Source organism: Catellatospora sp. IY07-71 (assembly GCF_018326265.1).
Lineage (GTDB): Bacteria > Actinomycetota > Actinomycetes > Mycobacteriales > Micromonosporaceae > Catellatospora.
On sequence record NZ_AP023360.1, the window covers coordinates 8053284 to 8078523 of the forward strand.

The 25240-nt window shown below is 72.2% G+C and carries 23 protein-coding genes; 10 read left to right on the forward strand and 13 right to left on the reverse strand.

Features of this window, described 5'->3' with window-relative positions:
- Positions 1 to 10 precede the first annotated feature (10 nt).
- Positions 11 to 937, reverse strand: coding sequence for an LLM class flavin-dependent oxidoreductase (locus CS0771_RS36090; protein ID WP_212845152.1), 927 nt, complete (start codon positions 935 to 937; stop codon positions 11 to 13).
- Positions 938 to 957: 20 nt separating this feature from the next.
- Positions 958 to 1311 carry a hypothetical protein gene (locus tag CS0771_RS36095; RefSeq protein WP_212845153.1) on the reverse strand — a complete coding sequence of 118 codons (354 nt, stop codon included), beginning with the start codon at positions 1309 to 1311 and terminating at the stop codon, positions 958 to 960.
- A 528-nt stretch (positions 1312 to 1839) separates the two neighbouring features.
- Between CS0771_RS36095 and CS0771_RS36100 the strand changes: the two genes are divergently transcribed.
- The 6 genes from CS0771_RS36100 to CS0771_RS36125 all read left to right on the forward strand — a co-directional run bounded on the left by CS0771_RS36100 (position 1840) and on the right by CS0771_RS36125 (position 4630).
- Entirely contained in the window at positions 1840 to 2472 is a 633-nt protein-coding gene (locus CS0771_RS36100) for a sigma-70 family RNA polymerase sigma factor (RefSeq protein ID WP_212845154.1), read from the forward strand.
- Positions 2469 to 2948 (forward strand): hypothetical protein, encoded by a 480-nt coding sequence (locus CS0771_RS36105; protein WP_212845155.1) that lies wholly within the window; start codon positions 2469 to 2471, stop codon positions 2946 to 2948. Before CS0771_RS36100 ends, CS0771_RS36105 begins: the two co-directional genes overlap by 4 nt.
- Positions 2948 to 3202: a hypothetical protein gene (locus tag CS0771_RS36110; RefSeq protein WP_212845156.1), complete on the forward strand. Its 255-nt coding sequence runs from the start codon at positions 2948 to 2950 to the stop codon at positions 3200 to 3202. Before CS0771_RS36105 ends, CS0771_RS36110 begins: the two co-directional genes overlap by 1 nt.
- Positions 3195 to 3533 (forward strand): helix-turn-helix domain-containing protein, encoded by a 339-nt coding sequence (locus CS0771_RS39555; protein ID WP_305835637.1) that lies wholly within the window; start codon positions 3195 to 3197, stop codon positions 3531 to 3533. Before CS0771_RS36110 ends, CS0771_RS39555 begins: the two co-directional genes overlap by 8 nt.
- Positions 3534 to 3544: 11 nt before the next feature.
- Complete coding sequence (locus tag CS0771_RS36120) at positions 3545 to 3688, forward strand: hypothetical protein (protein ID WP_203741155.1); 144 nt, start codon at positions 3545 to 3547, stop codon at positions 3686 to 3688.
- Between the two features lie 396 nt (positions 3689 to 4084).
- On the forward strand, positions 4085 to 4630 hold the full coding sequence (locus tag CS0771_RS36125; RefSeq protein WP_212845157.1) for a hypothetical protein: 546 nt from the start codon (positions 4085 to 4087) through the stop codon (positions 4628 to 4630).
- A 65-nt stretch (positions 4631 to 4695) separates the two neighbouring features.
- Here the strand turns inward: CS0771_RS36125 and CS0771_RS36130 are convergent, their stop codons facing one another.
- Together CS0771_RS36130 and gltB are read right to left on the reverse strand one after the other, a co-directional pair.
- Positions 4696 to 6165 (reverse strand): glutamate synthase subunit beta, encoded by a 1470-nt coding sequence (locus tag CS0771_RS36130; protein ID WP_212845158.1) that lies wholly within the window; start codon positions 6163 to 6165, stop codon positions 4696 to 4698.
- Entirely contained in the window at positions 6158 to 10762 is a 4605-nt protein-coding gene (gltB, locus tag CS0771_RS36135) for a glutamate synthase large subunit (RefSeq protein WP_371821529.1), read from the reverse strand. The genes CS0771_RS36130 and gltB overlap by 8 nt, the downstream gene beginning before the upstream one ends.
- 551 nt (positions 10763 to 11313) lie before the next feature.
- Here gltB and CS0771_RS36140 point away from each other — a divergent pair.
- On the forward strand, positions 11314 to 12174 hold the full coding sequence (locus CS0771_RS36140) for a hypothetical protein (RefSeq protein ID WP_212845160.1): 861 nt from the start codon (positions 11314 to 11316) through the stop codon (positions 12172 to 12174).
- Between the two features lie 458 nt (positions 12175 to 12632).
- Here CS0771_RS36140 and CS0771_RS36145 read toward each other — a convergent pair whose 3' ends face one another.
- From CS0771_RS36145 to hisI, 9 genes are all read right to left on the reverse strand, one after another.
- Positions 12633 to 13835, reverse strand: a complete 1203-nt coding sequence (locus CS0771_RS36145; RefSeq protein ID WP_203741147.1) for an NAD(P)/FAD-dependent oxidoreductase — start codon at positions 13833 to 13835, stop codon at positions 12633 to 12635.
- 5 nt (positions 13836 to 13840) lie between these two features.
- A complete protein-coding gene (lgt, locus tag CS0771_RS36150; RefSeq protein WP_212845161.1) occupies positions 13841 to 14890 on the reverse strand; it encodes a prolipoprotein diacylglyceryl transferase in 1050 nt (349 codons plus the stop codon).
- Between the two features lie 87 nt (positions 14891 to 14977).
- Positions 14978 to 15757: a tryptophan synthase subunit alpha gene (gene trpA / locus CS0771_RS36155; RefSeq protein WP_212845162.1), complete on the reverse strand. Its 780-nt coding sequence runs from the start codon at positions 15755 to 15757 to the stop codon at positions 14978 to 14980.
- Entirely contained in the window at positions 15754 to 16968 is a 1215-nt protein-coding gene (trpB, locus tag CS0771_RS36160; RefSeq protein ID WP_212845163.1) for a tryptophan synthase subunit beta, read from the reverse strand. The genes trpA and trpB overlap by 4 nt, the downstream gene beginning before the upstream one ends.
- A 64-nt stretch (positions 16969 to 17032) precedes the next feature.
- Positions 17033 to 17890 carry an indole-3-glycerol phosphate synthase TrpC gene (gene trpC, locus CS0771_RS36165; protein WP_212846241.1) on the reverse strand — a complete coding sequence of 286 codons (858 nt, stop codon included), beginning with the start codon at positions 17888 to 17890 and terminating at the stop codon, positions 17033 to 17035.
- A 182-nt stretch (positions 17891 to 18072) separates the two neighbouring features.
- Positions 18073 to 18870: a spermidine synthase gene (locus tag CS0771_RS36170; RefSeq protein WP_212845164.1), complete on the reverse strand. Its 798-nt coding sequence runs from the start codon at positions 18868 to 18870 to the stop codon at positions 18073 to 18075.
- Between the two features lie 308 nt (positions 18871 to 19178).
- Entirely contained in the window at positions 19179 to 19496 is a 318-nt protein-coding gene (locus tag CS0771_RS36175) for a Trp biosynthesis-associated membrane protein (RefSeq protein WP_212845165.1), read from the reverse strand.
- Positions 19493 to 21046, reverse strand: coding sequence for an anthranilate synthase component I (locus CS0771_RS36180; RefSeq protein WP_212845166.1), 1554 nt, complete (start codon positions 21044 to 21046; stop codon positions 19493 to 19495). The genes CS0771_RS36175 and CS0771_RS36180 overlap by 4 nt, the downstream gene beginning before the upstream one ends.
- Positions 21043 to 21426 (reverse strand): phosphoribosyl-AMP cyclohydrolase, encoded by a 384-nt coding sequence (gene hisI, locus CS0771_RS36185; RefSeq protein ID WP_212846242.1) that lies wholly within the window; start codon positions 21424 to 21426, stop codon positions 21043 to 21045. Before hisI ends, CS0771_RS36180 begins: the two co-directional genes overlap by 4 nt.
- 266 nt (positions 21427 to 21692) lie before the next feature.
- On the opposite strand from hisI, the gene CS0771_RS36190 reads away from it, so the two are divergent.
- The 3 genes from CS0771_RS36190 (at position 21693) to CS0771_RS36200 (ending at position 25232) form a co-directional block, all read left to right on the forward strand.
- Positions 21693 to 23477 carry a hypothetical protein gene (locus CS0771_RS36190; RefSeq protein ID WP_212845167.1) on the forward strand — a complete coding sequence of 595 codons (1785 nt, stop codon included), beginning with the start codon at positions 21693 to 21695 and terminating at the stop codon, positions 23475 to 23477.
- A gap of 268 nt (positions 23478 to 23745) precedes the next feature.
- On the forward strand, positions 23746 to 24507 hold the full coding sequence (locus CS0771_RS36195; protein WP_212845168.1) for an ABC transporter ATP-binding protein: 762 nt from the start codon (positions 23746 to 23748) through the stop codon (positions 24505 to 24507).
- Positions 24504 to 25232, forward strand: a complete 729-nt coding sequence (locus tag CS0771_RS36200) for an ABC transporter permease (protein ID WP_212845169.1) — start codon at positions 24504 to 24506, stop codon at positions 25230 to 25232. Before CS0771_RS36195 ends, CS0771_RS36200 begins: the two co-directional genes overlap by 4 nt.
- The last annotated feature ends 8 nt before the right edge of the window (positions 25233 to 25240 follow it).

Genomic DNA, 25240 nt, shown 5'->3' on the forward strand with positions numbered 1-25240 from the left:
GATCGATCGTTCAGTGCCCGGTTTCGGCCCCGCTGCGCTGTCCCGGTCCCCCACCGAACGCGGCCGCCACGGCGGCCGGCAGCTTCTCGTATACGCCCTGGCCGGGGTCGAAACAGGTGCCGGGCACGGGCCGGTGCACGACGATCTCGTCGATGCCGAGCGCGGCGTAGCGGCCCGCGAAGTCGATGAAGGCGTCCACCGAGCGCAGCGGGTGCTCCTGCGTGAAACCCGTCAGCAGGATGTGCGACAGCTCCGCGGGGTTGCGCCCGGCCGCGGCACATGCCTTGGCCAGGCCCGCGAGCTGGCCCGCGATGATGCCGGGGATCTCGGCGGGGTCGGTCTCGTCGCCCTTGCGGGCCGGGCCGGTGGTGATCCAGGCCTGCCCGTGCCGGGCGGCCAGGGCCAGGCCGCGCGGGCCGGTCGCGGCGATCGCGAGCGGCACCCGGGGCCGCTGCACGCAGCCGGGGAGCATGCGGGCCTCGTACGCCGAGTAGTGCTTGCCGTGGTGGGTGGTGTCCCCGTCGGTGAGCAGCCGGTCCAGCAGCGGGACGAACTCCTCGAAGCGCTCGGTGCGCTCGGCGGTGCTCCACGGGGTCTGCCCGAGCACGGACGCGTCGAAGCCGACCCCGCCCGCGCCGATCCCGATCGTGATCCGGCCGTCCGACACGTCGTCGAGCGTCATCACGTCCTTGGCCAGGGTGACCGGGTGCCGGAAGTTGGGCGAGGTCACCATCGTGCCCAGGCGCAGCCGCCCGGTGGCCGCCGCGGCGGCGGTCAGCGTGGGCACCGCGCCGAACCACGGCCCGTCCCGGAAGGTGCGCCAGGACAGGTGGTCGTAGGTGTACGCCGCGTGGAAGCCCAGCTCCTCCGCCTCGCGCCAGATGTGGCGGCCCTCGCGCCAGGGGTACACGGGCAGGATCAACGCGGAGACTCGCATTGCACCGACCCTACCTGCCGCTACGCGGCGCGTCGGGGGCGGTTGAGCATGGCGCTGATCTCGGTCCGGCGGGCGTGGCGCTGGGCCTCGCGCAGGCCGCGTAGGTACTCGACCAGCTCGGCCTTGGCCTGCGGATCGAGGTCGGACTGCAGGATCGGGGACAGCTCCTCGTCGGCCTCGCGGTCGGGCACCCCGGCCGCCGCGGCCAGCGCGTTCACGATGTCGTCGCCGAGCGCGTCGGCGACCCGGCGCACCGAGCCGATGGTCACCGAGTCGCCGCCGTCGGGGGCCTTCATCCAGTCGAAGATCGTCTGCCGGGCGATGCCGGACTCGCGGGCCAGCTTGGCCACCGACCACTCCGGCCGGTCGCACATGCGCCGGAGGTATCTGCCCCATTCGCTGACCGGTTGCGGTCTCAGCCGTGCTACGTCGCCCATACCTAACAGATTAACGGCGGGTTCCGGTGCGGTTCTATAGGCATGGCGTCGCATTCAGATGACGTCTCACTTCCTGGAAAGCCAGTGGTTAAGCGCGTGGCAGGGTCCTCCACCGTCACCCGTTAGGGGGTAATAGACAGTTTGAGACGTCGCCGCTTGCGTCGTCTATGGACGACGGTTATCGTGACGACCAGCACAGGACCGACAGATCTAGATGACGGTGCGTCGCCCGCAAACAACGTGGTCCGCGCCCGGACCGCGTCACCGTCACTGATCCGCCGGCCGTGCCGCAGCGGTTCGCCGCTGCGCCCCCCTCGCGGTGGGCCGCCCAAGGCACTGGGCGGCCCACCCGGGCCCGCCGGATCGTGAACCCCGGTCCGGCGGGCCCCCACCGAGGGATCCCCCCCGTTTGAGAAGAGGAGCAAGTTACGTGCTCATGACACACAAAGGCCGGGTGTCGCGCGGATGAGCCCGACCGCGGTCACGCCGGACAGCCGCACCACCCCGTCCGCCGGGGCGGTGCCCGAGGAGCAGTCGTACGTCTGGGATCTGGTCGAGCGAGCTCAGCAGGGCGACACCGAGGCGTTCGGGAAGATCTACACGCAGTACGCCCCCGCGGTCTTCCGCTTCATCTACTTCCGGGTCCGGCACAGCCCCACCGCCGAGGACCTGACGTCCGACACCTTCCTGCGCGCGCTCAAGCGGATCGGCAGCGTGCGCTGGCAGGGACGGGACTTCGCCGCCTGGCTCATCACCATCGCGCGGCACATCGTGGCCGACTACTACAAGTCCGGCCGGTACCGCTTCGAGATCACCGGTGAGGTCCTCGACTTCGACCAGGAGGAGTACAGCCTCGACGGCGCTCCGGACCGGGTCGCCATGGACCACGTCAACAACCTCGCCCTGCTCGAAGCGGTCAAGAAGCTCAACCCCTCGCAGCAGCGCTGCATCGCGCTGCGTTTCCTGGTCGGCCTGTCCACCGCGGAGACCGCGCGTTCCATGGGCAAGAGCGAGGGCGCGGTCAAGGCGCTGCAGTGCCGCGCGGTGCGGATGCTGGGCCGGCTGCTGCCCGACGGTTTCGAGGAGAGCAGGTCATGACGCTCACACCGACCTTCCTCACCCTCTACACCGGTGCGGTGATCGCGGTGAGCTTCGCTGCCACGCTGTTCCTGCTGCGTGAGCGGTTGACGATGGTCGAGGAGGCGAAGCTGATCCTCGACCGGGTGGACGGCGGCAGCGACGGGGACGGGCAGTGGTGGACTGCCGACGACCCCGACCAGGCACAGGCGGCGCGGCGCCGCGCGGTGATCGCGTTCTGGCGCCGCGCCCTGCACCGGCGCCGGCCGGGTGGATCCCGGTGGCGTTCCACCGGCCCGGCCGGCGATCCGGTCCCCGCACCCGCCCCCGCGCAGGGTACGGCCGCGGTGCCGGCACTGCGCCGGCCGGAGGCCGACCCGGAGGTGACCGCGTATCTGGACGCGGTGCCGCCGTACCCGGCGGTCGACTACCGCGGGCGGCACACCGCCACCGGGGCGTACCCGCAGGTCCCGTCCTCGCGGCAGGCGTACCTGTGATGACCTGGACATGGGGGATCCGCTGGCTGGTCCGGTTGTGCGACCGGGAGGCCATGCGGTCGGGGGTGGAGGTCAGCGCGCTGCGTACGGCGCTGGTCGCGGAGAGCCTGCTGGCCCGGCAGGCCGAGGAACTGGCCCGGCGCGCGTGCCGCGAGCGGGACCGCTACCGCGGCGAGGCGGTGGCGCTGCACGCCGAACTCGCCGCGGCACGCGGGCCGGGCCGCCCCAGGACGAAGGAGCACGCCGGTGTCTGAGCAGGCGGCGCCGGTCCCCCGGCTGCCCGCGCACGTGCGGGAGCTGGCGTTGCGGGCGTACGACGGCGACGAGCTGTCCCCTAAGCTGCAGGCGGTGCTGGCCGCCACCTACGCGGCGGGGCTGCGCGACGGGGCGGGCGTGCGGGTGGGCCGCCGCGAGATGATGACGCCGGCCGAGGTGCTCGCACTGCTGCCGGTGGACCGCAAGACGGTCAAGCGCTGGGCCGATCGCGGCCTGCTGCGCGTCACCCGCACCGCCGGCGGGCACCGCCGCTACCTGCGCGAGGACGTGGCGGCGCTGCTGGTCAAGCACGGCTGGGTGCCACGCTGAGAGGGTGGGCCATGGCAACGGAGCTCTACCGCCGCCGGCACGGCGGCCGCAGGATGGTCGCGCTGCTGCTCCTGTTCACCGAGGGCGTCGTGTTCGGTCTGGGGGTGTTCGTCTCCTTCGGAGTATTCACCACCATGCTCGCGCTGATGAACTGATCAGCCTAGAGTGATCGACTATCACGCAGTGTGATTGAAAACAGCAGTGGTCTGTCCGTTTAGATGTAACAACTCGTTAATGTGCATCGATGTCCTTTGGGTTGCTCGCGATGAGCGACGGGCGAATCGTTGGTATACAGTCGTTTTTATACGGACTTTTAGTTGTAGCGTGCACGTGCGAATTGCAACATGCGTCTTCTTTGAATCGGTGATGTCCTCAGCGCCCAGAGTCGAGACGTCCGGACGATGGCGCGTTGTCCTGCAGTCCAGAATTTGGCGCTGCGATTGAATTCGCTCTCTGTTACTAGCGCACGCGGCACTTCTCAGCGCACGCTGAGTGCTCGTAGATATTCGGCGCGTACGCCCGACGCCCGGCTGTCCCGGAAGGGAAGACAGGTGATTGTCAAAGTCAAGAGTGGGGCGTTCTGGCTGTGCATGGGCGGACTCACTCTCATTCTGGTGCTCGTGGCCTACCTGATCGTCTGGCCCGCCACGCCGAACATCGATCAAGACATGGCCATGATGGCCCGGGTCATCGCGGCCACCACCCTGGGGGTGGTGCTGATGCTGGCCGGCGCCGTGGCGCTGTCCAACCAGCACATCGTCGACCGGCTGCGTGAGCACGAGATCGCCCAGCTGGCCCGCGACCACCAGCGGGGCGAGCACATGCGCATCGTGATCACCGCGCTGAGCGACATCGTCCAGCAGCTCTCGCAGTACAGCAAGATCCTGGAGGAGGCGACGGGCCCCGCCACCGTCGGCGGTGAGGTGCCCCACCTGCACGTACGCGAAGACCTGGGCAAGCTCAGCGCGATGGTGGAACTGCTGCGCGAGGACCAGGAGGAGCTGTTCGAGGTGGTGACCCGGATGCAGGCCGACAACGTCACCGTGCTGCCGGTGCGCCGCAACAACGGCAACGGCCGCGACCCGGCGCACCGCTGAACCTGAAGAGTTAAGAAGGGCACCTTCTTCTACGCATAGCGTTAAGAAGGTGCCCTTCCTTTTGTCTAGGCGGGGATGAGGGGGCGGGAGGAGGGGGCCACCGGGGCGGGGAGGCTGCCCTCGCCGCCGAGGTAGCGGTGGATCGCGGCGGCGGCGCTGCGGCCCTCGGCGATCGCCCACACGATCAGCGAGGCGCCCTTGTGCGCGTCGCCGGCCACGAAGACGCCCTCGGCCGGGGTCTGCCAGTCCGGCCCGCATTCGACCGTGCCGCGCGGGCTGCGCGCCAGGCCCAGCTGCGCGAGCGCCTCGGTCGCGTCGGTGCCCTCGAAGCCGATGGCGAGCAGCACCAGGTCCGCCGGGACCTCGCGCTCGGTGCCGGCCACCTCGGTCACCACGCCGCGCCCGTTCACCCGCTCGACGACGACGTCCACCAACACGATCGCGCGGACGCGGCCCTGGTCGTCGCCGACGAAGCGCTGCACCGCGACCGAGAACGCCCGCTCGCCGCCCTCCTCGTGCGCCGCGTAGTTGCGCAGGATCCACGGCCAGGTCGGCCATGGGTCGCGCGCCTCGTCGCGGGCGTCCGGAGGCTGCGGGTAGCGGTCGAGCTGAAGCACCGAGGCGGCGCCCTGCCGGTGGGCGACGCCCAGGCAGTCCGCCCCCGTGTCGCCGCCGCCGATGATGACCACGTGCTTGCCCGCCGCGGTGATCTCCGGCTGCGGTCCCCCGGCGACGGCCACGTTGGCCTGCGCCAGGTGCGTCATCGCCATGTGGATGCCGGACAGCTCGCGGCCCGGGGTGTCCGTGTCGCGGCCGGCCAGCGCGCCGGTGGCCAGCAGCACCGCGTCGTGCTCGGCGCGCAGCTGCGCCGCGGGCACGTCCACGCCGACGTTCACGCCGGTGCGGAAGGTGACGCCCTCGGCCAGCAGCTGCTCGACGCGCGCGTCGATGTGGTGCTTCTCCAGCTTGAAGTCCGGGATGCCGTAGCGCAGCAGGCCGCCGATCGCGTCGTCGCGCTCGTACACGGTGACGGTGTGCCCGGCCCGCGCGAGCTGCTGCGCGGCGGCGAGCCCGGCCGGCCCGGAGCCGACCACGGCGACGGTCTTGCCGGACGGGGTCGTCGCGGGCTGCGGGCGGACCCGGCCGTTGACGTACGCCCGGTTGATGATCTCGACCTCGACCTGCTTGATGGTCACCGCGTCGTCGGCGATGGCCAGCACGCACGACGCCTCGCAGGGCGCCGGGCACAGCCGCCCGGTGAACTCCGGGAAGTTGTTCGTGCTGTGCAGCGACTGGATCGCGGCGTTCCAGTTGCCGGTGCGGACCAGGTCGTTCCAGTCCGGGATGCGGTTGCCCAGCGGGCAGCCCTCGTGGCAGAACGGGATGCCGCAGTCCATGCAGCGCCCCGCCTGCTCGCGGATCAGCTCGTCGTCGGCGGAGGGATACACCTCGCGCCAGTCCATGATGCGCACCGGGACCGGCCGGCGGGCCGGCATACGCCGGCCGTAGCGCAGGAAACCGTTCGGGTCAGGCACGTGCCACCTCCATGACCGCGGCGTCGATGTCGCGGCCGGCAGCCTCGGCGGCCCGCATGGCTTCGATCACGCGCTTGTAGTCGCGCGGGATCACGGCGGTGAAGCGCTCCGCGCTGCCCGCCCAGTCGGCCAGCAGCTTCTCCGCCACCGCCGACCCCGTCTCCTGGAAGTGCCGCTCGACCAGCTCGAACAGGCCCTCCGCGGCGACCTCGTCCACCTCGCCGAGGTCGACCAGCTCCCGGTTGACCAGCAGCGGGTCCAGGTCGAGCACGAACGCCGCGCCGCCGGACATGCCCGCGGCGAAGTTGCGCCCGGTCGGGCCGAGCACCACCACGGTGCCGCCGGTCATGTACTCGCAGCCGTGGTCGCCCACGCCCTCGACCACCGCGGTCGCGCCCGAGTTGCGGACGGCGAACCGCTGGCCCACCCGGCCGCGCAGGTACGCCTCACCCGAGGTCGCGCCGTACAGCAGGGTGTTGCCCGCGATGATCTGGTCCTCCGCCGCGAACGGGCTGCGCGCGTCCGGGCGCACGATCAGCCGCCCGCCGGACAGGCCCTTGCCCGCGTAGTCGTTGGTGTCGCCGATCAGGCGCAGCGTGACACCGCGCGGCACGAACGCGCCGAACGACTGCCCGGCCGTGCCGTGCAGGGTCACGTCGATGGTGCCGTCGGGCAGGCCCGCCCCGCCCGCGCGCCGCACGACCTCACCGCCCAGCATCGCGCCGACGCTGCGGTGCTCGTTGCGCACGGCCACGTCGAAGCGCACCGGGGTGCCGCCCACCAGCGCCGGCTCGGCGTGGCGCAGCAGCACGTTGTCCAGCGACGCGTCCAGGCCGTGGTCCTGCTCGCGCACCTTGCGGGGCGCGTCGCCGTACGGCGAGCCGGGGGCCGCGAGCACCGGCGACAGGTCCAGCCCGTGCGCCTTCCAGTGCTCGGTCGCGGGCACCAGGTCCAGCAGGTCGACCCGGCCCACGGCCTCGTCGATGCTGCGCAGGCCCAGCGCCGCCAGCTGCTCGCGCACCTGCTCGGCCAGGAACCAGAAGAAGTTCTCCACGAACTCCGGCTTGCCGGTGAAGCGCTCGCGCAGCACCGGGTTCTGCGTGGCGATGCCGACCGGGCAGGTGTCCAGGTGGCAGACCCGCATCATGATGCAGCCCTCGACGATCAGCGGGGCGGTGGCGAAGCCGAACTCCTCCGCGCCCAGCAGCGCCGCCACGATCACGTCGCGGCCGGTCTTGAGCTGGCCGTCGACCTGCACGGTGACCCGGTCGCGCAGCCCGTTGAGCAGCAGCGTCTGCTGCGTCTCGGCCAGGCCCAGCTCCCACGGGGTGCCCGCGTGCTTGAGCGAGTTCAGCGGGGACGCGCCGGTGCCGCCGTCGTGGCCGGAGATCAGGATGACGTCGGCCTTCAGCTTGGCCACGCCCGCCGCGACCGTGCCGACGCCGACCTCGCTGACCAGCTTGACGTGCACCCGCGCGCCGGGGTTGACGCACTTGACGTCGTACACCAGCTGCGCCAGGTCCTCGATCGAGTAGATGTCGTGGTGCGGCGGCGGCGAGATCAGGCCGACGCCCGGGGTGGCGTGCCGGGTCTTGGCGATCCACGGCCACACCTTGTTGCCGGGCAGCTGGCCGCCCTCGCCGGGCTTGGCGCCCTGCGCCATCTTGATCTGGATGTCGTCGGCGTGCACCAGGTACTCCGTGGTCACGCCGAAGCGGCCGGAGGCGACCTGCTTGACCGCCGAGCGGCGGGCCGGGTCGTAGAGGCGCTCGACGTCCTCGCCGCCCTCGCCGGTGTTCGACTTGCCGCCGATCCGGTTCATCGCGATGGCCAGGGTCTCGTGCGCCTCGGCCGAGATGGAGCCGTACGACATCGCGCCGGTGGCGAACCGCTTCACGATCTCGGTGACCGGCTCGACCTCCTCGATCGGGATCGGCGTCGCGTCCTTGAAGCGGAACAGCCCGCGCAGCGAACCGGCCTGGGCCGCGAGGCCGTCGACCTTCTCGGTGTAGCGCCGGAACACGTCGTACTGGCCGGAGCGGGTGGCGTGCTGGAGCAGGAACACCGTCTCCGGGTTGAACAGGTGGATCTCGCCCTCGCGGCGCCACTGGTACTCGCCGCCGACCTCCAGGCGCCGGTGCGTCTGCTCGGCCGGGTTGGTCGGGTACGCCACCGCGTGGCGCGCGGCGACCTCGGCGTGGATCTCCGCGAGCCCGATGCCCTGGATACGGCTCGGGGTGCCGGTGAAGTACCGCTCGACGAGCTGCGCGGACAGGCCGACCGCCTCGAACACCTGCGCGCCGCAGTACGACGACACGGTCGAGATGCCCATCTTCGACATGATCTTCTGGATGCCCTTGCCCAGCGCCTTGACGACGTTGCGCACGGCCTTCTCGGGCGCGATGTTCGGCAGCGCGCCGGTGGTGATCAGGTCCTCGACGCTCTCGAACGCCAGGTACGGGTTCACCGCGGCGGCGCCGTAGCCGACCAGCACCGCGGCGTGGTGCACCTCGCGGCAGTCGCCGGACTCGACGATCAGCGCGACCTGGGTGCGCGTCTGCTCGCGTACCAGATGCTGGTGCACCGCCGCGGTGAGCAGCAGCGACGGGATCGGCGCCAGGTCGGCGGTGGAGTCGCGGTCCGACAGCACCAGGATGCGCACGCCGTCCTCGATCGCCTCGGACACGTGCCGGCGGATCTCGGTCAGCCGGGCCTTCAGCCCGTCCGCGCCGTCGCGCAGCGGGTACAGGCCCGACACCCGCACCGCCTTGAAGCCGGGCAGGTTGCCGTCCTCGTCGATGGAGAGGATCTTCGCCAGCTCGTCGTTGTCGATGATCGGGTACGGCAGGACGATCTGGCGGCAGCTCGACGCGTTCGGGTCCAGCAGGTTGCCCTCAGGGCCGATGGTCAGCGAGAGGCTGGTGACCATCTCCTCCCGGATCGCGTCCAGCGGCGGGTTGGTGACCTGCGCGAAGATCTGATGGAAGTAGTCGTACAGCAGCCGCGGCCGGGTGGACAGCGGCGAGATCGGGGTGTCGGTGCCCATCGAGCCCAGCGGCTCGGCGCCGGCCCGCGCCATCGGCGCGAGCAGGATCTTCAGCTCCTCCTCCGAGTAGCCGAAGGTCTGCTGGCGGCGCTGCACCGAGTCGTGGGTGTAGACGATGTGCTCGCGCTGGGGCAGGCCCTCCAGGTGCATCAGCCCGCCGTGCAGCCACTCCGCGTACGGCGCCTCGGCGGCCAGCTCGCTCTTGATCTCCTCGTCGGAGATGACCCGGCCCGCCTCCGTGTCGACCAGGAACATCTTCCCCGGCTCCAGGCGGCCCTTGGCGACCACGGTGGCCGGGTCGAGGTCGAGCATGCCCGCCTCGCTGCCCAGCACGACCAGGCCGTCCTCGGTGCGCCACCAGCGCCCCGGGCGCAGGCCGTTGCGGTCCAGCACGGCGCCGACCACGGTGCCGTCGGTGAACGCGACGCTCGCCGGGCCGTCCCACGGCTCCATCAGGCTCGCGTGGAACTGGTAGAACGCCCGCTTCGCGGGGTCCATCACCGGGTCGTTCTCCCACGCCTCCGGGATCATCATCAGCACCGCGTGCGGCAGGCTGCGCCCGGCCAGGTGCAGCAGCTCCAGCACCTCGTCGAAGTTGGCCGAGTCGGACGCCTCCGGCGTGCAGATCGGGAACAGCCGGCGCAGGTTGCCGGGCAGCAGCGGGCTGGCCAGCAGCGCCTCGCGGGCCTGCATCCAGTTCTTGTTGCCCCGGATGGTGTTGATCTCGCCGTTGTGCGCGATGAACCGGTACGGGTGCGCCAGCGGCCAGCTCGGGAACGTGTTCGTGGAGAACCGCGAGTGCACCAGCGCGATCGCGCTCACCACGCGCGGGTCGGACAGGTCCGGGAAGAAGGTGCCCAGCTGGTCCGGCGTGAGCATGCCCTTGTAGGTCATGGTGCGGCCGGACAGCGAGGGGAAGTACAGCGGGACGCCGCGCTCGCGGGTCTCCCGCTCGGTCTGCTTGCGCACGCAGTACGCCACGCGCTCCAGCTCCAGGCCGCTGAGCGGCTCGCCGTAGCGGTGCCCGGCGATGCTGTGCGCGCTGAGGAACACCTGGCGGATGCGCGGGCGCGCGTTCTCCGCGGTGGCGCCCAGCCCTTCGGCCTCCACCGGCACGTCGCGCCAGCCGAGGATCTGCGCGCCCTCGACCAGTGCGTACTTCTCCAGCACGGTCAGCGCGCGGGCCTCGTCGGCGCCGTTGACCGGCAGGAAGACCAGGCCGGTCGCGTACTGCCCGGCGGGCGGCAGCGGGAAGTCCACCACCTCGCGCAGGAACGCGTCCGGCACCTGCAGCAGGATGCCCGCGCCGTCACCGGTCGTGGTCTCGGCGCCGCGGGCGCCGCGGTGGTCAAGCCGGCACAGCGCCGACAGGCCCCGGGCGACCACGTCGTGGCTGCGGCGGCCGTGCACGTCGGCGACGAACGCGACACCACAGGAGTCGTGCTCGAAGGCGGGGTCGTAGAGACCCACTGCGGCCGGGGCCGCCGTCAGGGCAGGCTGCGTCGCGGCCGGCTTACCAGGCTGCAGGGGGTGCGGGTATGGCGATGCCACCGGGCCTCCTGTCGTCACGGGGAGAGAGATCATTCGGTATCGGCCACGAACGGGTGGAATGCCTGCAAGCCGCGACGGCGATGGCGCGGGGGCGTGCCGGGTTCGTTAACGGTCCTATCCGAGCGGGACGACGTCGGCCCTTGAGTGAACCCGCAGGTTCAGCGGTGCACGGACTCCCTCGCGCGGTTCGCACGAGTATGGGGACGAGTCTGTGAGTGTTGAGTCTACGTTAAACGGCCTGGGTGTCCACCAGACACAGATTGATCACACGTCCACATGGTGAGAAGCTACTTCCCAGTTAGTAGGTAAAGGGACGGGCCGCCGCAGGCTGATCACCTGCACCCGGTCACGTGACCGAAACGTTTCCCGCGCGTGTCGGGCGCGTCGCCGAGGTTAACGGCGCGACGCCCCACCGCAGCCCTTCGATGATCGCTGATCTGTGCCGCGAAGTGCGGCTCCGATGGATGTTTAGATCCGAAACCGCGATCACCGGTCCCCGCCCCGCCGTAGTCTGCGGCTGAGCACGTCCGCTTGGACCGAGGGGGACGACCGTGAACCCGACTCTGCAGGTCACGCTGGGTGCGCTGGCGTACATCGGCCTCAAGATCCTCGCCTGCGCCGCCATCCTGGTCATCGGCTGGATCATCGCCAAGGTGATCGGCACACTCGTCGACAAGGGCCTGGCCAAGGTCCGGTTCAACCACCTGGCGCAGCGCACCGGCATGGACCGGTGGACCGGCCGGTACACCCCCAGCGGGCTGGTCGGCATGGTGGTCTACTACGCCTTGCTGCTGTTCACGTTCCAGCTCGCGTTCAGCGTGTTCGGGCCCAACCCGATCAGCAACCTGATCGACGACGTGATCGCCTGGCTGCCGCGCCTCATCGTCGCCTGCGTGATCATCGTGGTGGCGGTGGCCATCGCGAACGCCGTCTTCAACGTCATCAGCAACGCGCTGTCGCACTTCTCGTACGGGCGTACCGTGGGCCGGATCGCCCAGGTCGCGATCATCGCGCTGGGCGCCATCGCCGCGCTCAACCAGGCCGGCATCGCCACCACCATCACCACGCCGGTGCTCGTCGCCATCCTCGCCACCATCTCCGGCATCCTGATCGTCGGCGTGGGCGGCGGCCTGATCGGCCCGATGCGCTCCCGCTGGGAACGCGCCCTCGGCCGGATCGAGGAGGAGAGCACCCGGGTGTCGGCGCACCTCAAGGCCCGCGCCGCCGAGCAGGAGACGGCCGCCGCGCTCACCAAGGCCCGCGGCGACACGATGGTCCAGCCGAAGTACCCCGGCGAGACCCCGCAGGACGTCAAACCCGGCACCAAGGTCACCGCCGAGGAAGCCGCCGACCGCCTCACCAAGAAAGCCACCGCCCTCCGCAACGACATGAAACCCGGCCCCGAACTCTGACCCGGCAACGACTCGCCGGGTCAGCCAGCCCTGCCCCTGACGCGCCGATCTTGCGCGAACTGTGGGTACGACACGCCCATATCGCCCATAAGGGCAACACTTCGCGCAAGATCGACGCGATCATGGTGGGCGAGGTCGCGGGGCCAGCTCATGATCGCGGTCTCGTGTCACAACCTGCGGTCCAGCCCCACAATCCGACACGAGCCCGCGATCATCACCTGGCCGCGGAGTTCCCCACAGAGCACACCCCGCGCGAAGATCACTGTCTCGTGTCAGAACCTTGCGTCCAGCCCCACATTCCGACACGAGACCGCGATCATGGCGCGCGGCGCGGCGCGGCGCGGGGCGCGCGGGCGCGGGTGGCACGGCGCGGGGCGCGCGGGTGGCGGCGTGGTGCGGCGGCGGGGATCGCGCGGTGGCTGGTGGAGGGCGGTGGTGTGGGCCGTCGGGTGGCCCCGTCAGGTGGTGGGGGGTTGCCAGTCGGCGGCGACGGCGGCGGCCTTGTCGAGGACGCGCGGGGCCAGGGCGCCGAAGGCGCGGTCGCGAGCCCGGGTGACCAGGTTGCCGCGCGGGGCGAGCACCGCGCCGACGCGCTGGGTCTGCCGGACCACCTGCGCCGCCCGTGCCCGGCGCGCGGCCGAGTACGCCGCCAGCGCCGCGTTGCAGCCAGGGCCGGGGATCGCCGGCAGCAGCAGGGCGCGCAGCGTGGCCGCGTCCTCCAGGGCCAGGCCGGCACCCTGGGCCAGGTGGTGCGGCATGGCGTGCGCGGCGTCGCCGACCAGCGCGAACCCGCCGGTCCCGACGGGGAACGCCAGCTCCGAGGGCAGCGGCCGCAGCTGCCGCCCGTCCTGCTGGACGAGGTCGTCGGGCTCGGTCGCGGCGAGCAGATCCGAGATGGGCGCGTGCCAGCCCGCGAACCAGCGCTTGAGCAGGGTCAGCTGGGTGGCCTTGGGCTCGGGCCGGGCGGCACCGGCCACGGTGGCGGTCCAGTAGATGCCGCCCCGGCTGGACGCGCCGGAACTGCCCCGGTCGCCGAGCGAGGCGGCCAGGAAGCGGTAGCCGCCGCTCAGCGTCTCCCCCGCCAGGACCAGGTCTTCGGGCAGCTTGGGCGCGCGATACCACGGGATGACGGCGCGCCAGGCGGCGTATCCGGAGCTGACCGCGATCGACTGCGGCGCGAGCCGGGCCCGCAGGGTGCTGTCGGCGCCGTCGGCCGCGACGATGACGTCGGCCTCCCAGGTGTGCCGGCCGTCGCCGACGGCGGGCCGGTCACCGGGGCGGGCGTGCATGGTGCGCACGGTGATGCCGGTGCGGATCTCGATGTGGTCGCCGAGCCCGGCGATGAAGGTGTCGTGCAGGTCCTCGGCGTGCACCACGACCGGGGTCGCGGTGGCGCTCGCCGCGGAGGGCTGGGCCAGCCACTGCCCGTCGGCGCGGCGCAGGCCGCCCACCGGCACCGGGGTGGCGATGGCGCCGAGCCCGGTGCCGAGGCCGAGGGAACGCAGCGCGGCGACGGCGTTGGGCCACAGCAGCAGCGCGGCGGGCTCGGCACGCAGCCGGTCCGCGCGCTCCAGCAGGGTGACCCGCCATCCGGTCCGGGCGAGGGCGCCCGCCGTGGCGAGGCCGCCGACGCCCGCTCCGACCACCACCGCGCTGCGCATGTGGCTCAGCCCTTCGCCGCGGTCTTCTGGGCGGGCAGGTCGGCTGGCCCGTCCGAGTCCGCCTCGTCGGCCGGGCCGCCCGGCTCGTCGCCGGTCCCGTCCGACGGGGTGTCCGTGATCGCGTCGGGGCGGCTGCCATCGGCGAGGAAGGCCTGGTACTGCTCCTCGGTGACGGTCTGGAAGCCCTTGACGGGCTCGCCCTCGGCGTCGACGTTCGGGATCAGGAACTCCTGGACGCCCTTGACGAGGAAGAAGTACGCCGCGGCGGCCAGGAACACGATGATCGAGGTCCACACGTTGAGGCGCAGGCCGCCGATCATGGTCGCCGGGTCGGTGCGCATGGCCTCGATCCAGCCCCGGCCGAGCGTGTAGAGCATCACGTAGAGCGCGAACGCGCGGCCCTTGCCGAACTTGTAGCGCTTGTCCAGCCAGTACACGACGCCCGCGACGCCGAGGTTCCACAGCAGCTCGTAGAGGAACGTCGGGTGGTAGAGGCCCTCGCGCAGCTCCGGCTCGCCGTCCGGGCCGACCATGGCCTGGCCCGGGGTGGTGTCCGACATGACGTGGACCTGCAGGCCCCACGGCAGGTCCGTCCTGCCGCCGTACAGCTCGTTGTTGAACCAGTTGCCGAGGCGGCCCACGGCCTGCGCCAGCGGCAGGCCCACGGCGATGCAGTCGGCCACGAAGCTGAACGACATGCCGAGCTGGCGGCAGGCCAGCCAGGCGCCGAGCGCGCCGCCCGCGACGCCGCCCCAGATGCCGAGGCCGCCCTCCCAGACGTAGAGCGCCTTGACCAGCTCGCCGCCCTCGCCGAAGTAGGCGTCCGGAGAGCTGAGCACGTGGTAGATGCGGGCGCCGACGATGCCGAACGGCACCGCCCACACGGCGATGTCGAGCACGGCCCACGGCGGGGCACCCCGGCTGCGCATCCGCCGGTCGGTGACGATGCAGGCGAGCACGATGCCCGCGATGATGCACAGCGCGTACGCCCGCAGCGGCACCGGTCCGAGGTGCCAGACCGCCGTGGACGGGGACGGGATGGAGGCGAGGTTCACGAGCGCAAACCCTACCGTCCCGGCCCGTCGATCCCCACCCCCCGCCCACCCCGGATTTCCCGGACGGAAGGGGGGTGGGGCGGGTCGTCAGGGGGTCAGGCCGGCGCGCAGATCGTGAGTGAGCGTGCGCAGGGCCGGCTCGCCGCCCTCGGCCAGCGCCGAGACCAGAGCGCTGCCGACGATGACGCCGTCGGCGTAGGCGCCCACCTCGGCGGCCTGCACGCCGCTGCGTACCCCCAGACCGACGCCCACGGGGAGGCTGCCGGAGACCTTCTTGGCCCGCGCGACCAGGGTCGGCGCGGCGGTGGAGGTGGCGTCGCGGGCGCCGGTCACGCCCATGACCGCGGTCGCGTACACGAACCCGCGGCAGTGCCGCACGGTCATCGCGATGCGCTCGTCGGTCGACGAGGGCGAGATCAGGAACACCCGGTCCAGGTGGTGCTGGTCGGAGGCGGTCAGCCACTCGTCCGCCTCGTCGGGGATGAGGTCGGGCGTGATCAGCCCGGCGCCGCCGGCCGCGGCGAGGTCGCGGGCGAACGCGTCGACGCCGTACTTCTCGATCGGGTTCCAGTAGCTCATCACCAGCACGGGCACGCCCGCGCCGGACACGGCCTCGACGGTGGCGATGACGTCACGGGTGCGTACGCCGCCCGCCAGCGCCTGCTCGGTGGCGCGCTGGATGACAGGGCCGTCCATGACCGGGTCGGAGTACGGCAGGCCGATCTCCACCAGGTCCACCCCGGCCTCGATCATCGACTTGACCGCGGAGATGCCCCCGGCCACCGACGGGAACCCGGCGGGCAGGTAGCCGACCAGCGCCGCCCGGCCCTCGGCCCGCGCCTTCTCGTAGGCGGTGGTCACGTTCATCCGATTACCTCGCCGTCGAACAGCCCGAAGTACTCACCCGCGGTGTGCATGTCCTTGTCGCCGCGGCCGGACAGGTTCACGATGACCGTCGGCTCCCGGCCCAGCTCGGCGCGCAGCGCCGGGATCTCGCGGATCATGCCGGCCAGCGCGTGCGCGCTCTCGATCGCCGGGATGATGCCCTCGGTGCGGCACAGCAGCGCGAACGCGTCCATCGCCTCGGCGTCGGTGACCGGCTGGTAGCGCGCCCGGCCCTGGTCGTGCAGCCAGGCGTGCTCGGGGCCGACCGACGGGTAGTCCAGGCCGGCCGAGATCGAGTGCGACTCGATGGTCTGGCCGTCCTCGTCCTGCAGCAGGTACGACCGGGAGCCGTGCAGCACGCCGTGGCTGCCGCCGGTGATGCTGGCGGCGTGGCGGCCGGTCTCGACGCCGTCGCCGCCCGCCTCGAAGCCGTAGAGGCGCACGTCGGCGTCGGGCACGAAGGCGTGGAACATGCCGATGGCGTTGGAGCCGCCGCCGACGCAGGCCGCGACCGCGTCCGGCAGCGCGCCGGTCTTGTCCAGGCACTGGGCGCGGGCCTCGACGCCGATGCCGCGCACGAAGTCGCGCACCATCGCCGGGAACGGGTGCGGCCCGGCCGCGGTGCCCAGCAGGTAGTGGGTCTCGTCGACGTTGGTGACCCAGTCGCGCAGCGCCTCGTTGATCGCGTCCTTGAGCGTCTTCGAGCCGGTGGTGACCGGGATGACGGTGGCGCCGAGCATCTTCATCCGGGCCACGTTCAGGGCCTGGCGCTTGGTGTCGACTTCGCCCATGTAGACGACGCACTCGAGGTCGAGGTACGCCGCGGCGGTGGCGCTGGCGACGCCGTGCTGGCCCGCGCCGGTCTCCGCGATCACGCGGGTCTTGCCCATGCGCTTGGTGAGCAGCGCCTGGCCGAGCACGTTGCGCACCTTGTGGGCGCCGGTGTGGTTGAGGTCCTCGCGCTTGAGCAGGATGCGCGCGCCGCCGACCCGCTCCGACAGCCGGGTGGCGTCGTAGAGCAGGGACGGGGTGCCCGCGTACTCGCGCAGCATCCGCTCGAATTCGCCGGTGAACTCGGGATCCGCCATGGCCTTGCGGTAGTGGGCGTCCAGCTCGTCGAGCGCCGCGATGAGCGCCTCCGGAACGAACCGGCCGCCGTACGGGCCGAAGTGGCCCCGGTCGTCGGGCAACATGTGCCCCTCCTTCGGCGTCAGCCGCCCCGCAGGCGCAGGGGCGGTCAGGCGAGGGGTGTGCGCGTCAGCGGGCGGGGCGCGGCGTCGCGGGGTGGTTGCCCGCGTTGACGAGCTCCGCGACCGCGTCGCGCGGGCTCTTCTGGGTGACCAGGCCCTCGCCGACGAGGACCGCGTCGGCGCCCGCCGAGGCGTACTTGATCAGGTCCAGCGGACCCCGGACGCCCGACTCAGCGATCTTGATGACGCTGTTGGGCAGGCCGGGCGCGATCCGCTCGAACACCGACCGGTCCACCTCCAGTGTGCGCAGGTTGCGGGCGTTCACGCCGATGACGCGGGCGCCGGCCTCCAGGGCGCGGTCGGCCTCCTCCTCGGTGTGCACCTCGACCAGCGGGGTCATGCCCAGCGACTCGATGCGGTCGAGCAGGCCGGACAGCACCTTCTGCTCCAGCGCCGCGACGATCAGCAGCACCAGGTCCGCGCCGAACGCGCGCGCCTCGTGCACCTGGTACGTCGAGCAGACGAAGTCCTTGCGCAGCACCGGGATGCCGATGCGGGCGCGGACCGCCGCGAGGTCGTCCAGGGAGCCGCCGAACCAGCGGCCCTCGGTCAGCACGCTGACCGCGCGGGCGCCGCCCGCCTCGTACTCCGCGGCCAGCTCGGCCGGGTCGGGGATCTCCGCCAGGGCACCCTTGCTGGGCGACGAGCGCTTCACCTCGGCGATCACGCCGACGCCCGCGCGGCGCAGGGCCGCGTACGCGTCCAGGGGCGGCGGGGCCGCCGCCGCGCGCTTCTTGATCTCGTCCATGGAGACCAGGCGCTCGCGCGCCTCGACGTCCTCACGGACCCCCGCGATGATCTCGTCGAGCACGCTGCCGCCGTGGTCTCGCATCGATGCGCTCGGGGCCGGCTCGCCTGGCTCCATGCTGCTCAGCTCGTCGGATGCCATGGGCAGATGCTAGGCACCCGCCGCACGCGCAAGGTAAACGGGGTATGGCGTGCCTCACCTGATGGGCTAGTGCATAATGCCGCACCCGGTGACACGCGATGGACGACCCGCTGGCTGCTCAGGCATGCACAGCCGGCCGAGCACCGGCCACCAGGCATTCATTCATCCCATCGCGGGCGCACGCTCCGCACGAACTCCGCCAGCCGCGGGCCGTGCTCGACCCGGGCCCGGGTGGGGTCGGCGGCGATGCGCCGCACCAGCGCGCGCACCCCCGCCGCATCGTCCCCGGCGACCAGCAGCAGGTTGCCGGTGCCCCGCCCGCGCAGCAGCGCCGCGTCGCCCACCACCGCCACCTCGCCGAACACCTCGCGCAGCGTGGCCGCCTGGCGGCGGGCGAACATCAGCGGGGCCAGGTCCATGACGTTGGCCAGATACCAGCCGCCCGGCCGCAGCGCCCGCCGCGCCGCCTGCGCGAACTCGACCGTGGTCACGTGCGGGGGCACCTTCGCGCCGGTGAAGATGTCGGCGACGATCACGTCCGCGGAGGCCGGCTCAGCCTGCTCCAGGGCCGCCCGCGCGTCGGCCACCACCAGCTCGATGCCGTCCTGGGCCACCGGCAGCCGGGCGGCGACCAGCTCGGCCAGGGCCCGGTCCAGCTCGACCACCGTCTGCCCGCTGCCCGGCCGCATCTCCGCCAGGCAGCGCGGCAGCGTCATCGCTCCCCCGCCCAGGTGCAGCACGTCGAGCGGGCCGGGCGGGCACACCGCCTCGATCACGTCGGCGAAGCGGCGGATGTAGTCGAACGCGATCAGCGTCGGATCGTTCAGGTTCACGTGCGACTGGGCGGTGCCGTTCAGCCGCAGCAGCCAGGCGTCGGGCAGATCGGGGTCGGGGATCAGCTCGGCAGTGCCCGTGTCGACCCGGACGATCAGCGCCCGGTCAGACCCCCGGATCATCGAAGACCTCCGTGGTTGCCCTGCCTTCAGGCGGGGATGAATACGGAACTCCTGCGGAGCGGGAGCGGGACCGCCGATTCGTCACCGCGCCAACCACCCAGGTGGCAGATGCGAACAGGTGTGCTATTTTCTTTGGGTCCACATCGGCGATAACCAAGCCGGTCGGGCCTACCGCCGGGCTGGCGGGAAGTGACGTCTGTGGAGACGGTGTAAGACCGATGGCGGTACACCGCCCCTCGCCGGTAATCCGGATCGGCTGTTGTCTGCGAAGCAGAAAATTCAACCCGCGAGGGTGGAATCCTCCTGCTTCAGCGGAGGGAGATGTCAACGGTCAGGTCCTCGCCCCGATCGAGCGCGTCCCACACGTCGCGGGTGTTATCCACCCGCGGCGCTGCTGGGGCGGTACGGCGCGCATGGTTTCCCGACCGCCGCCAGTACCAGACCGCGACCACGCCAGCAGCCACTGCCAGCACCGCCGGCCGCACCCAGGAGACCGACCCTCCGGGGACAATCCACAGCAGCGCCAGCACCGCCAAGCCCGCGACCACCGCCATGCGGGTACGCCACACCGCGGCGCGCTTCGCATCGTCGGCGCTCGTCGGAGCGGCCGTGTCGCGGGTGCTCATCGGGCCGCCTGGAGGGTCTGCGCGGTGGCGATCGCGGCGAGCACCGCCATCGCCTTGTTCCGGGTCTCCTGCTCCTCGAACGCCGGATCCGAGTCGGCCACCACGCCCGCCCCGGCCTGCACGTACGCCGTGCCGCCGCGCAGCAGCGCGGTCCGGATCGCGATCGCCATGTCCAGGTCGCCGCCGAAACCGAAGTAGCCGACGGTGCCGCCGTACAGGCCGCGCCGGGTCGGCTCCAGCTCCTCGATGATCTCCATCGCGCGCACCTTCGGCGCTCCCGACAGCGTGCCCGCCGGGAACGTCGCGGCCAGCGCGTCCAGCGCCGTGCAGTCCGCGCGCAGCTCGCCGACCACCGTCGACACGATGTGCATGACGTGGCTGTAGCGCTCCACCATGGCGAACTCCGGCACCTCGATCGTGCCCGCGCGCGACACCCGGCCCAGGTCGTTGCGGCCCAGGTCGACGAGCATGACGTGCTCGGAGCGCTCCTTCGGGTCGGCGATCAGCTCGGCGGCCAGCGCGGCGTCGGCCTCCGGCGACTCGCCCCGGGGCCGGGTGCCCGCGATCGGGTGCAGCAGGCCACGGCGTACCCCGTCGTCGCCCTTGGTGATCTTCACGTGCGCCTCGGGGGACGACCCGACGATGTCGAAGTCGTCGAAGCGCAGCAGGTACATGTACGGGCTCGGGTTGGTCGCGCGCAGCACCCGGTAGATGTCGAGCGGGTCGGCGTCGGTCTTCGTCTCGAAGCGCTGCGACACCACGATCTGGAAGCAGTCCCCGGCCCGGATCGCCTCCTTGGCCACCTCCACGGCCTTGCCGAACTCCCCCGCCGCGGTGCGCGACACCAGCTCCGCGGGCCGCACCCGCTGCACCGTCGAGATCATCGGCGGGGTCGGCCGGGACAGCGCGGTCGTCATCGCGTCCAGCCGCCCGATCGCGTGATGGTACGCCGCCGCGACCTGCTCCTCGTCAGCCTGCTCGGGCAGCACCGCGTTGGCCACCACGATCGCCTGGCCCAGGAAGTGGTCCAGCACCACCAGGTCGGTCGCCAGGAACAGCCCCAGCTCCGGCACGTGCAGATCGTCCAGGGCCAGCTGCGGCAGCCGCTCGAACCGGCGCACCAGGTCGTACGACAGGAAGCCGACCAGCCCGCCGGTCAGCGGCGGCAGGTCCTCGTCCCCGGCGTCGTCGCCGGTCAGCGCGGCCACGGTGTCCCGCAGCACGGCCACCGGGTCACCCGTCACCGGCACGCCGTCCGGCGGGCTGCCCAGCCAGTGCGCCTGCCCGTCCCGCTCGGTCAGGGTGGCCAGACTGCGTACCCCGATGAACGAGTAGCGCGACCAGGCCGTGCCCGCCGCGCCCGCGCCCTGCTCCGCCGACTCCAGCAGGAACGTGCCCGGACCGCCGGCCAGCTTGCGATACACCCCCACCGGCGTCTCCGCGTCGGCCAGCAGCCGGCGGGTCACCGGCACCACCCGGCGGCGCGCGGCGCGCTCACGGAAACCGGCCAGGCCGGGGCTGACCGCCCCGCTGCTCGCGGCGTTGCTCATGCCGTCATCTCCTGGCGCTCCGCGGTGATCTCCAGCTCGTCGGTGAAGCAGCTCCGGCTGCCCGTGTGGCACGCCGGGCCGACCTGGTCCACGCTCACCAGCAGCGCGTCCCCGTCGCAGTCCAGCGCCACCGAGCGCACGAACTGGTGGTGGCCCGAGGTCGCGCCCTTCACCCAGTACTCCCCCCGGCTGCGCGACCAGTACGTCGCCCGGCCCGTGGACAGGGTGCGGCGCAGCGCCTCGTCGTCCATCCAGGCCAGCATCAGCACCTCACCGGTGTCGAACTGGCGCACCACCGCCGCGACGAGCCCGTCGCGGTCGCGCTTCAGGCGGGCCGCGATGCGCGGATCCAGCTGCTCGGTCCCTGACACACCGCGAATTCTCCCCCACCCGAGATCACATCGACACGCCGGTGCGGCGGGCGTCTCACCTGTTGCCGCATGATCGCCCGACTTGCCTGGCACCTGTGCGTATCTTGACCGCGCATACCACTGTCTGCCAGGCAAGTCGAGTGATCGAGGTGGCCCCGGTCACAGTTTCGGCCGCTGGGATGACGCGCGGCCGGGGTGCCCGGCGGTAGGTTGCCCGCACCTACGCGAGCGCCCGTCGTGGCGCTGTCCCCCATCGCGCGAGAGCCGAGGTTCGTATGACCAACCCCCACTTCGCCCCGCTGCCGCCACGCATCCCCGCCTTCATCCCGCCCGTGCCCCCGCAGCCCGCGCCGCAGGCGGAGGCCGAGCAGGAGCCCACCCTCCAGCTGAGCCCGCAGGAGCAGGCCGCCCTGCTGGAGAACACCAGCGAGCTGCCGACCGTCGCCCCACCGGCCGGCACCGACGAACCCGACGCCGAGACCGACGACACCCCTGACTCGCATGCGGACGACGCCCCCGACGCGCAGGCGGACGACGCGGAGTCCGGCGAAGTGCCCGAGGGCGGGTACGGCGTCGTCGCGGCCGATACCGACCAGGCGCCCGACGCGCAGGCCGAGGACCCGGCCGACGCGCAGGCCGAAGACCCGGCCGACGCGCAGGTCGAGGACGCGGCCGACCCGGTGGCCGAGGACCCGGCTGACGTGGAGGCCGACGAGTCCCTCGACGCGGCGGCCGAGAACGGCCCGGACGCCGAGACCGGCGAGACCGGCGAGACCGGCGAGACCGCGCAGCCCGAGGCCGAGTCGGACGAGGCCGCCTACGCGGAGAGCTACGAAACGGCGCAGCTCGTGGCTGAGTCGGACGAAGCCGCCGACGCGGAGACCGAAGGGGCCGCGCCGCTTGAGGCCGAGTCGGACGAAGCCCTCGGCGCGGAGGCGGACGGCGATGACGCGCCCGAGGCGGAGGCGGACGGCGAGGACGTGTATGAGGCCGAGGCCGAGGCGGACAACGCGCCGGAGGCCGTGGCCGCCGCCGACGCTGACGAGGCGCTCGAGGCTCAGAGCGACGAGACCGATGCTCCCGAAGCGGAAGCCGACGCCGAGGCGGCTCCCGAGGCCGAGGCCGAGACGGCGGATGAACTCGACGGACAGGCTGACGGCGAGATCACCGCCGAAGCCGCGACCGACGCGGCCGAGGCGTCCGACGGCGAGGTGGCCGCGCAGGAAAAGGATGAGGTGGACGGGCCGGAGGCGGAGACCGGAAGCGCGTACGCGCCCGAGGCCGAAGCGGACGGCGACGAGGTGCCGGAAGTGGTTAGCTACGGCGAGGACTCACGCGAGGCGGTGGCCGCGCCGGAGATCGAGGCCGTGAGCGAGCCGGAGGCCGTTGAGGGCGAGGACGCGGGCGAGCAGCTCGACGCCGCGGCCGACGAAGTGGACCTCCCGGAAGCCGAGGCGGGCGAAGCTGACGTCCCCGAGGCCGAGGCGGACGAAGCGGACGTCTCCGAAGCCGAGGCGGCTGTGGACGACACCGCTGACGCAGCGGACACGCCCGAGGCGGAGGCGGAGGCCGAGCACACCGCCGTCGCGGCGAGCGGCCCGGCGGCCGGGGAGCCGGCCGAGGCCGACGACGAGGTGGTGGACGCGGAGATGGAGCTGGACGCGCCGGCCGGGGGGCCTGGCGTGGACGTGGTGCCGGTGGCTGCCGCGGCCGGGGAGCCCGTGGAGGAGCGGGAGCTCGCGCTGGTCGCACCGGCCGCGACCGCGCTGCGGCCGGGGGACGTGGCCGAGAACCCCATCGCGGTATGGGAGCCGGCGCAGGCGCAGCGTTTCCGGGAGGCGTGGCGCGAGGTGCAGTCCCGGTTCGTCGACGAGCCGGAGGCGGCGCTGAACGACGCGCACGAACTGGTCAACGAGGCGGTGGCGGCGCTGGCCGCCTCGCTGCTGGCCGAGCAGGGCGACGTCGACCCGCGCCGGGGCACGGCGACGCCGGACACCGAGGCGATGCGGATCGCGATGCGCGGCTACAAGAACTTCCTCGACCGCGTACTGGCTCTCTGAAACACGGTGCCCGCCGCGCGTTCCGCTGCCGGGGCGCGCGGCGGCGCCGTTTCCGGGCCCCGCCGCACCCGAAGGTGCAATTCAGACCTTCCCGGCGCAGCAGCGTTGTTGGCCGCGCGGTGATCGCGAGTTCGTGTCCAAACCTGCAGTCAGGCCGCAGTTATTGACACGAGACAGCGATCTTGCCCCCGAACAAACGCCACTTGACCACCGCCGGGGCCGCCCTTAACTTGTATTTCATCAGTGTTGAATTACAGGGAGGACGCCCATGGCATCCGCGATCGAGGTCGCCGACCTCGTCGTACACCGGGGGGCCAGGCCGGTGCTGCACGGCCTGAGCTGCACGATCCCGGAGGGCAGCGTGACCGGCCTGCTCGGGCCGTCGGGCAGCGGCAAGACGACGCTGATGCGCGCGATCGTCGGCGTGCAGGTGGTCAAGTCGGGCACGGTGACCGTGCTCGGCCGCCCGGCCGGCGACGCGCACCTGCGCAAACAGATCGGCTACCTCACCCAGGCCCCCAGCGTGTACGCCGACCTGACCGTCCGCGAGAACGCCCGCTACTTCGCCGCGCTCTACGGGCTGGGCGCGTCCGACGCCGACGCGGCCGTACGCGATGTGGGGCTGGCCGAGGCCGCGGGGCAGCTGGTCGGGAACCTGTCCGGCGGGCAGCGCAGCCGGGCGTCACTGGCGTGCGCGGTGGTCGGGCGGCCGAAGGTGCTGATCCTGGACGAGCCCACGGTCGGCCAGGACCCGGTGCTGCGCGACGAGCTGTGGGCGCAGTTCCGCGGCATGGCGCAGGCCGGTTCGACGCTGGTGGTGTCGAGCCACGTGATGGACGAGGCGAACCGGTGCGACCGGCTGCTGCTGATCCGCGAGGGCGCGCTGATCGCCGACGACACCCCCGCCGCGGTCAAGGCCGCCGCCGGCACGGACGACCTGGACCAGGCCTTCCTCACCCTGATCCGGCGCCAGGAGCCGGCCGTGCCCGGCCCGCGCGCCGGCGAGTCCGCGAGCGAGGTCCCGGCATGATCCTGCTGCACACCACGGGCCGCATCCTGCGCCAGCTGCGCCACGACCGGCGCACCGTGGCGATGCTGGTGGCGGTGCCGACGCTGCTGCTCACCCTGCTGTACTTCATGTACGAGGAGGAGGAGTTCGTCTTCGACCGGATCGCCCTGATCATGCTGGGCGTCTTCCCGTTCATCATCATGTTCCTGATCACCAGCATCGCGATGCAGCGTGAGCGCACCACCGGCACGCTGGAGCGCCTGCTGACCACGCCGCTGCGCAAGACCGACCTGCTGTTCGGGTACGGCCTGGCGTTCGGGGTGGCAGCGGCGGTGCAGGCGTCGCTGGCCGCCGCGCTGGCGTACCTGCTGCTCGATCTGGACACCCGGGGCGGCGCGGGCTACGTCATCATGATCGCCGTCGCGAACGCCGTGCTGGGCATGGCGCTGGGCCTGCTGGCCAGCGCGTTTGCCAAGACGGAGTTCCAGGCGGTGCAGTTCATGCCGGTGCTGGCGGTGCCGCAGCTGCTGCTGTGCGGGCTGTTCGTGCCGCGCGAGCTGATGGCGGGCTGGCTGCAGGCGGTCAGCGACGTCATGCCGCTGACGTATGCCGTGGAGGCGCTGCAGGAGGTCGGCACGCACGCCGAGCCGACCGGCACCATGTGGCGCGACTTCGCGATCGTCGCCGGGGCGGTGGTGGTCGCGCTGGCCGCCGCGGCGGGCACGCTGCGCCGGCGTACCCCCTGATCGGCTGA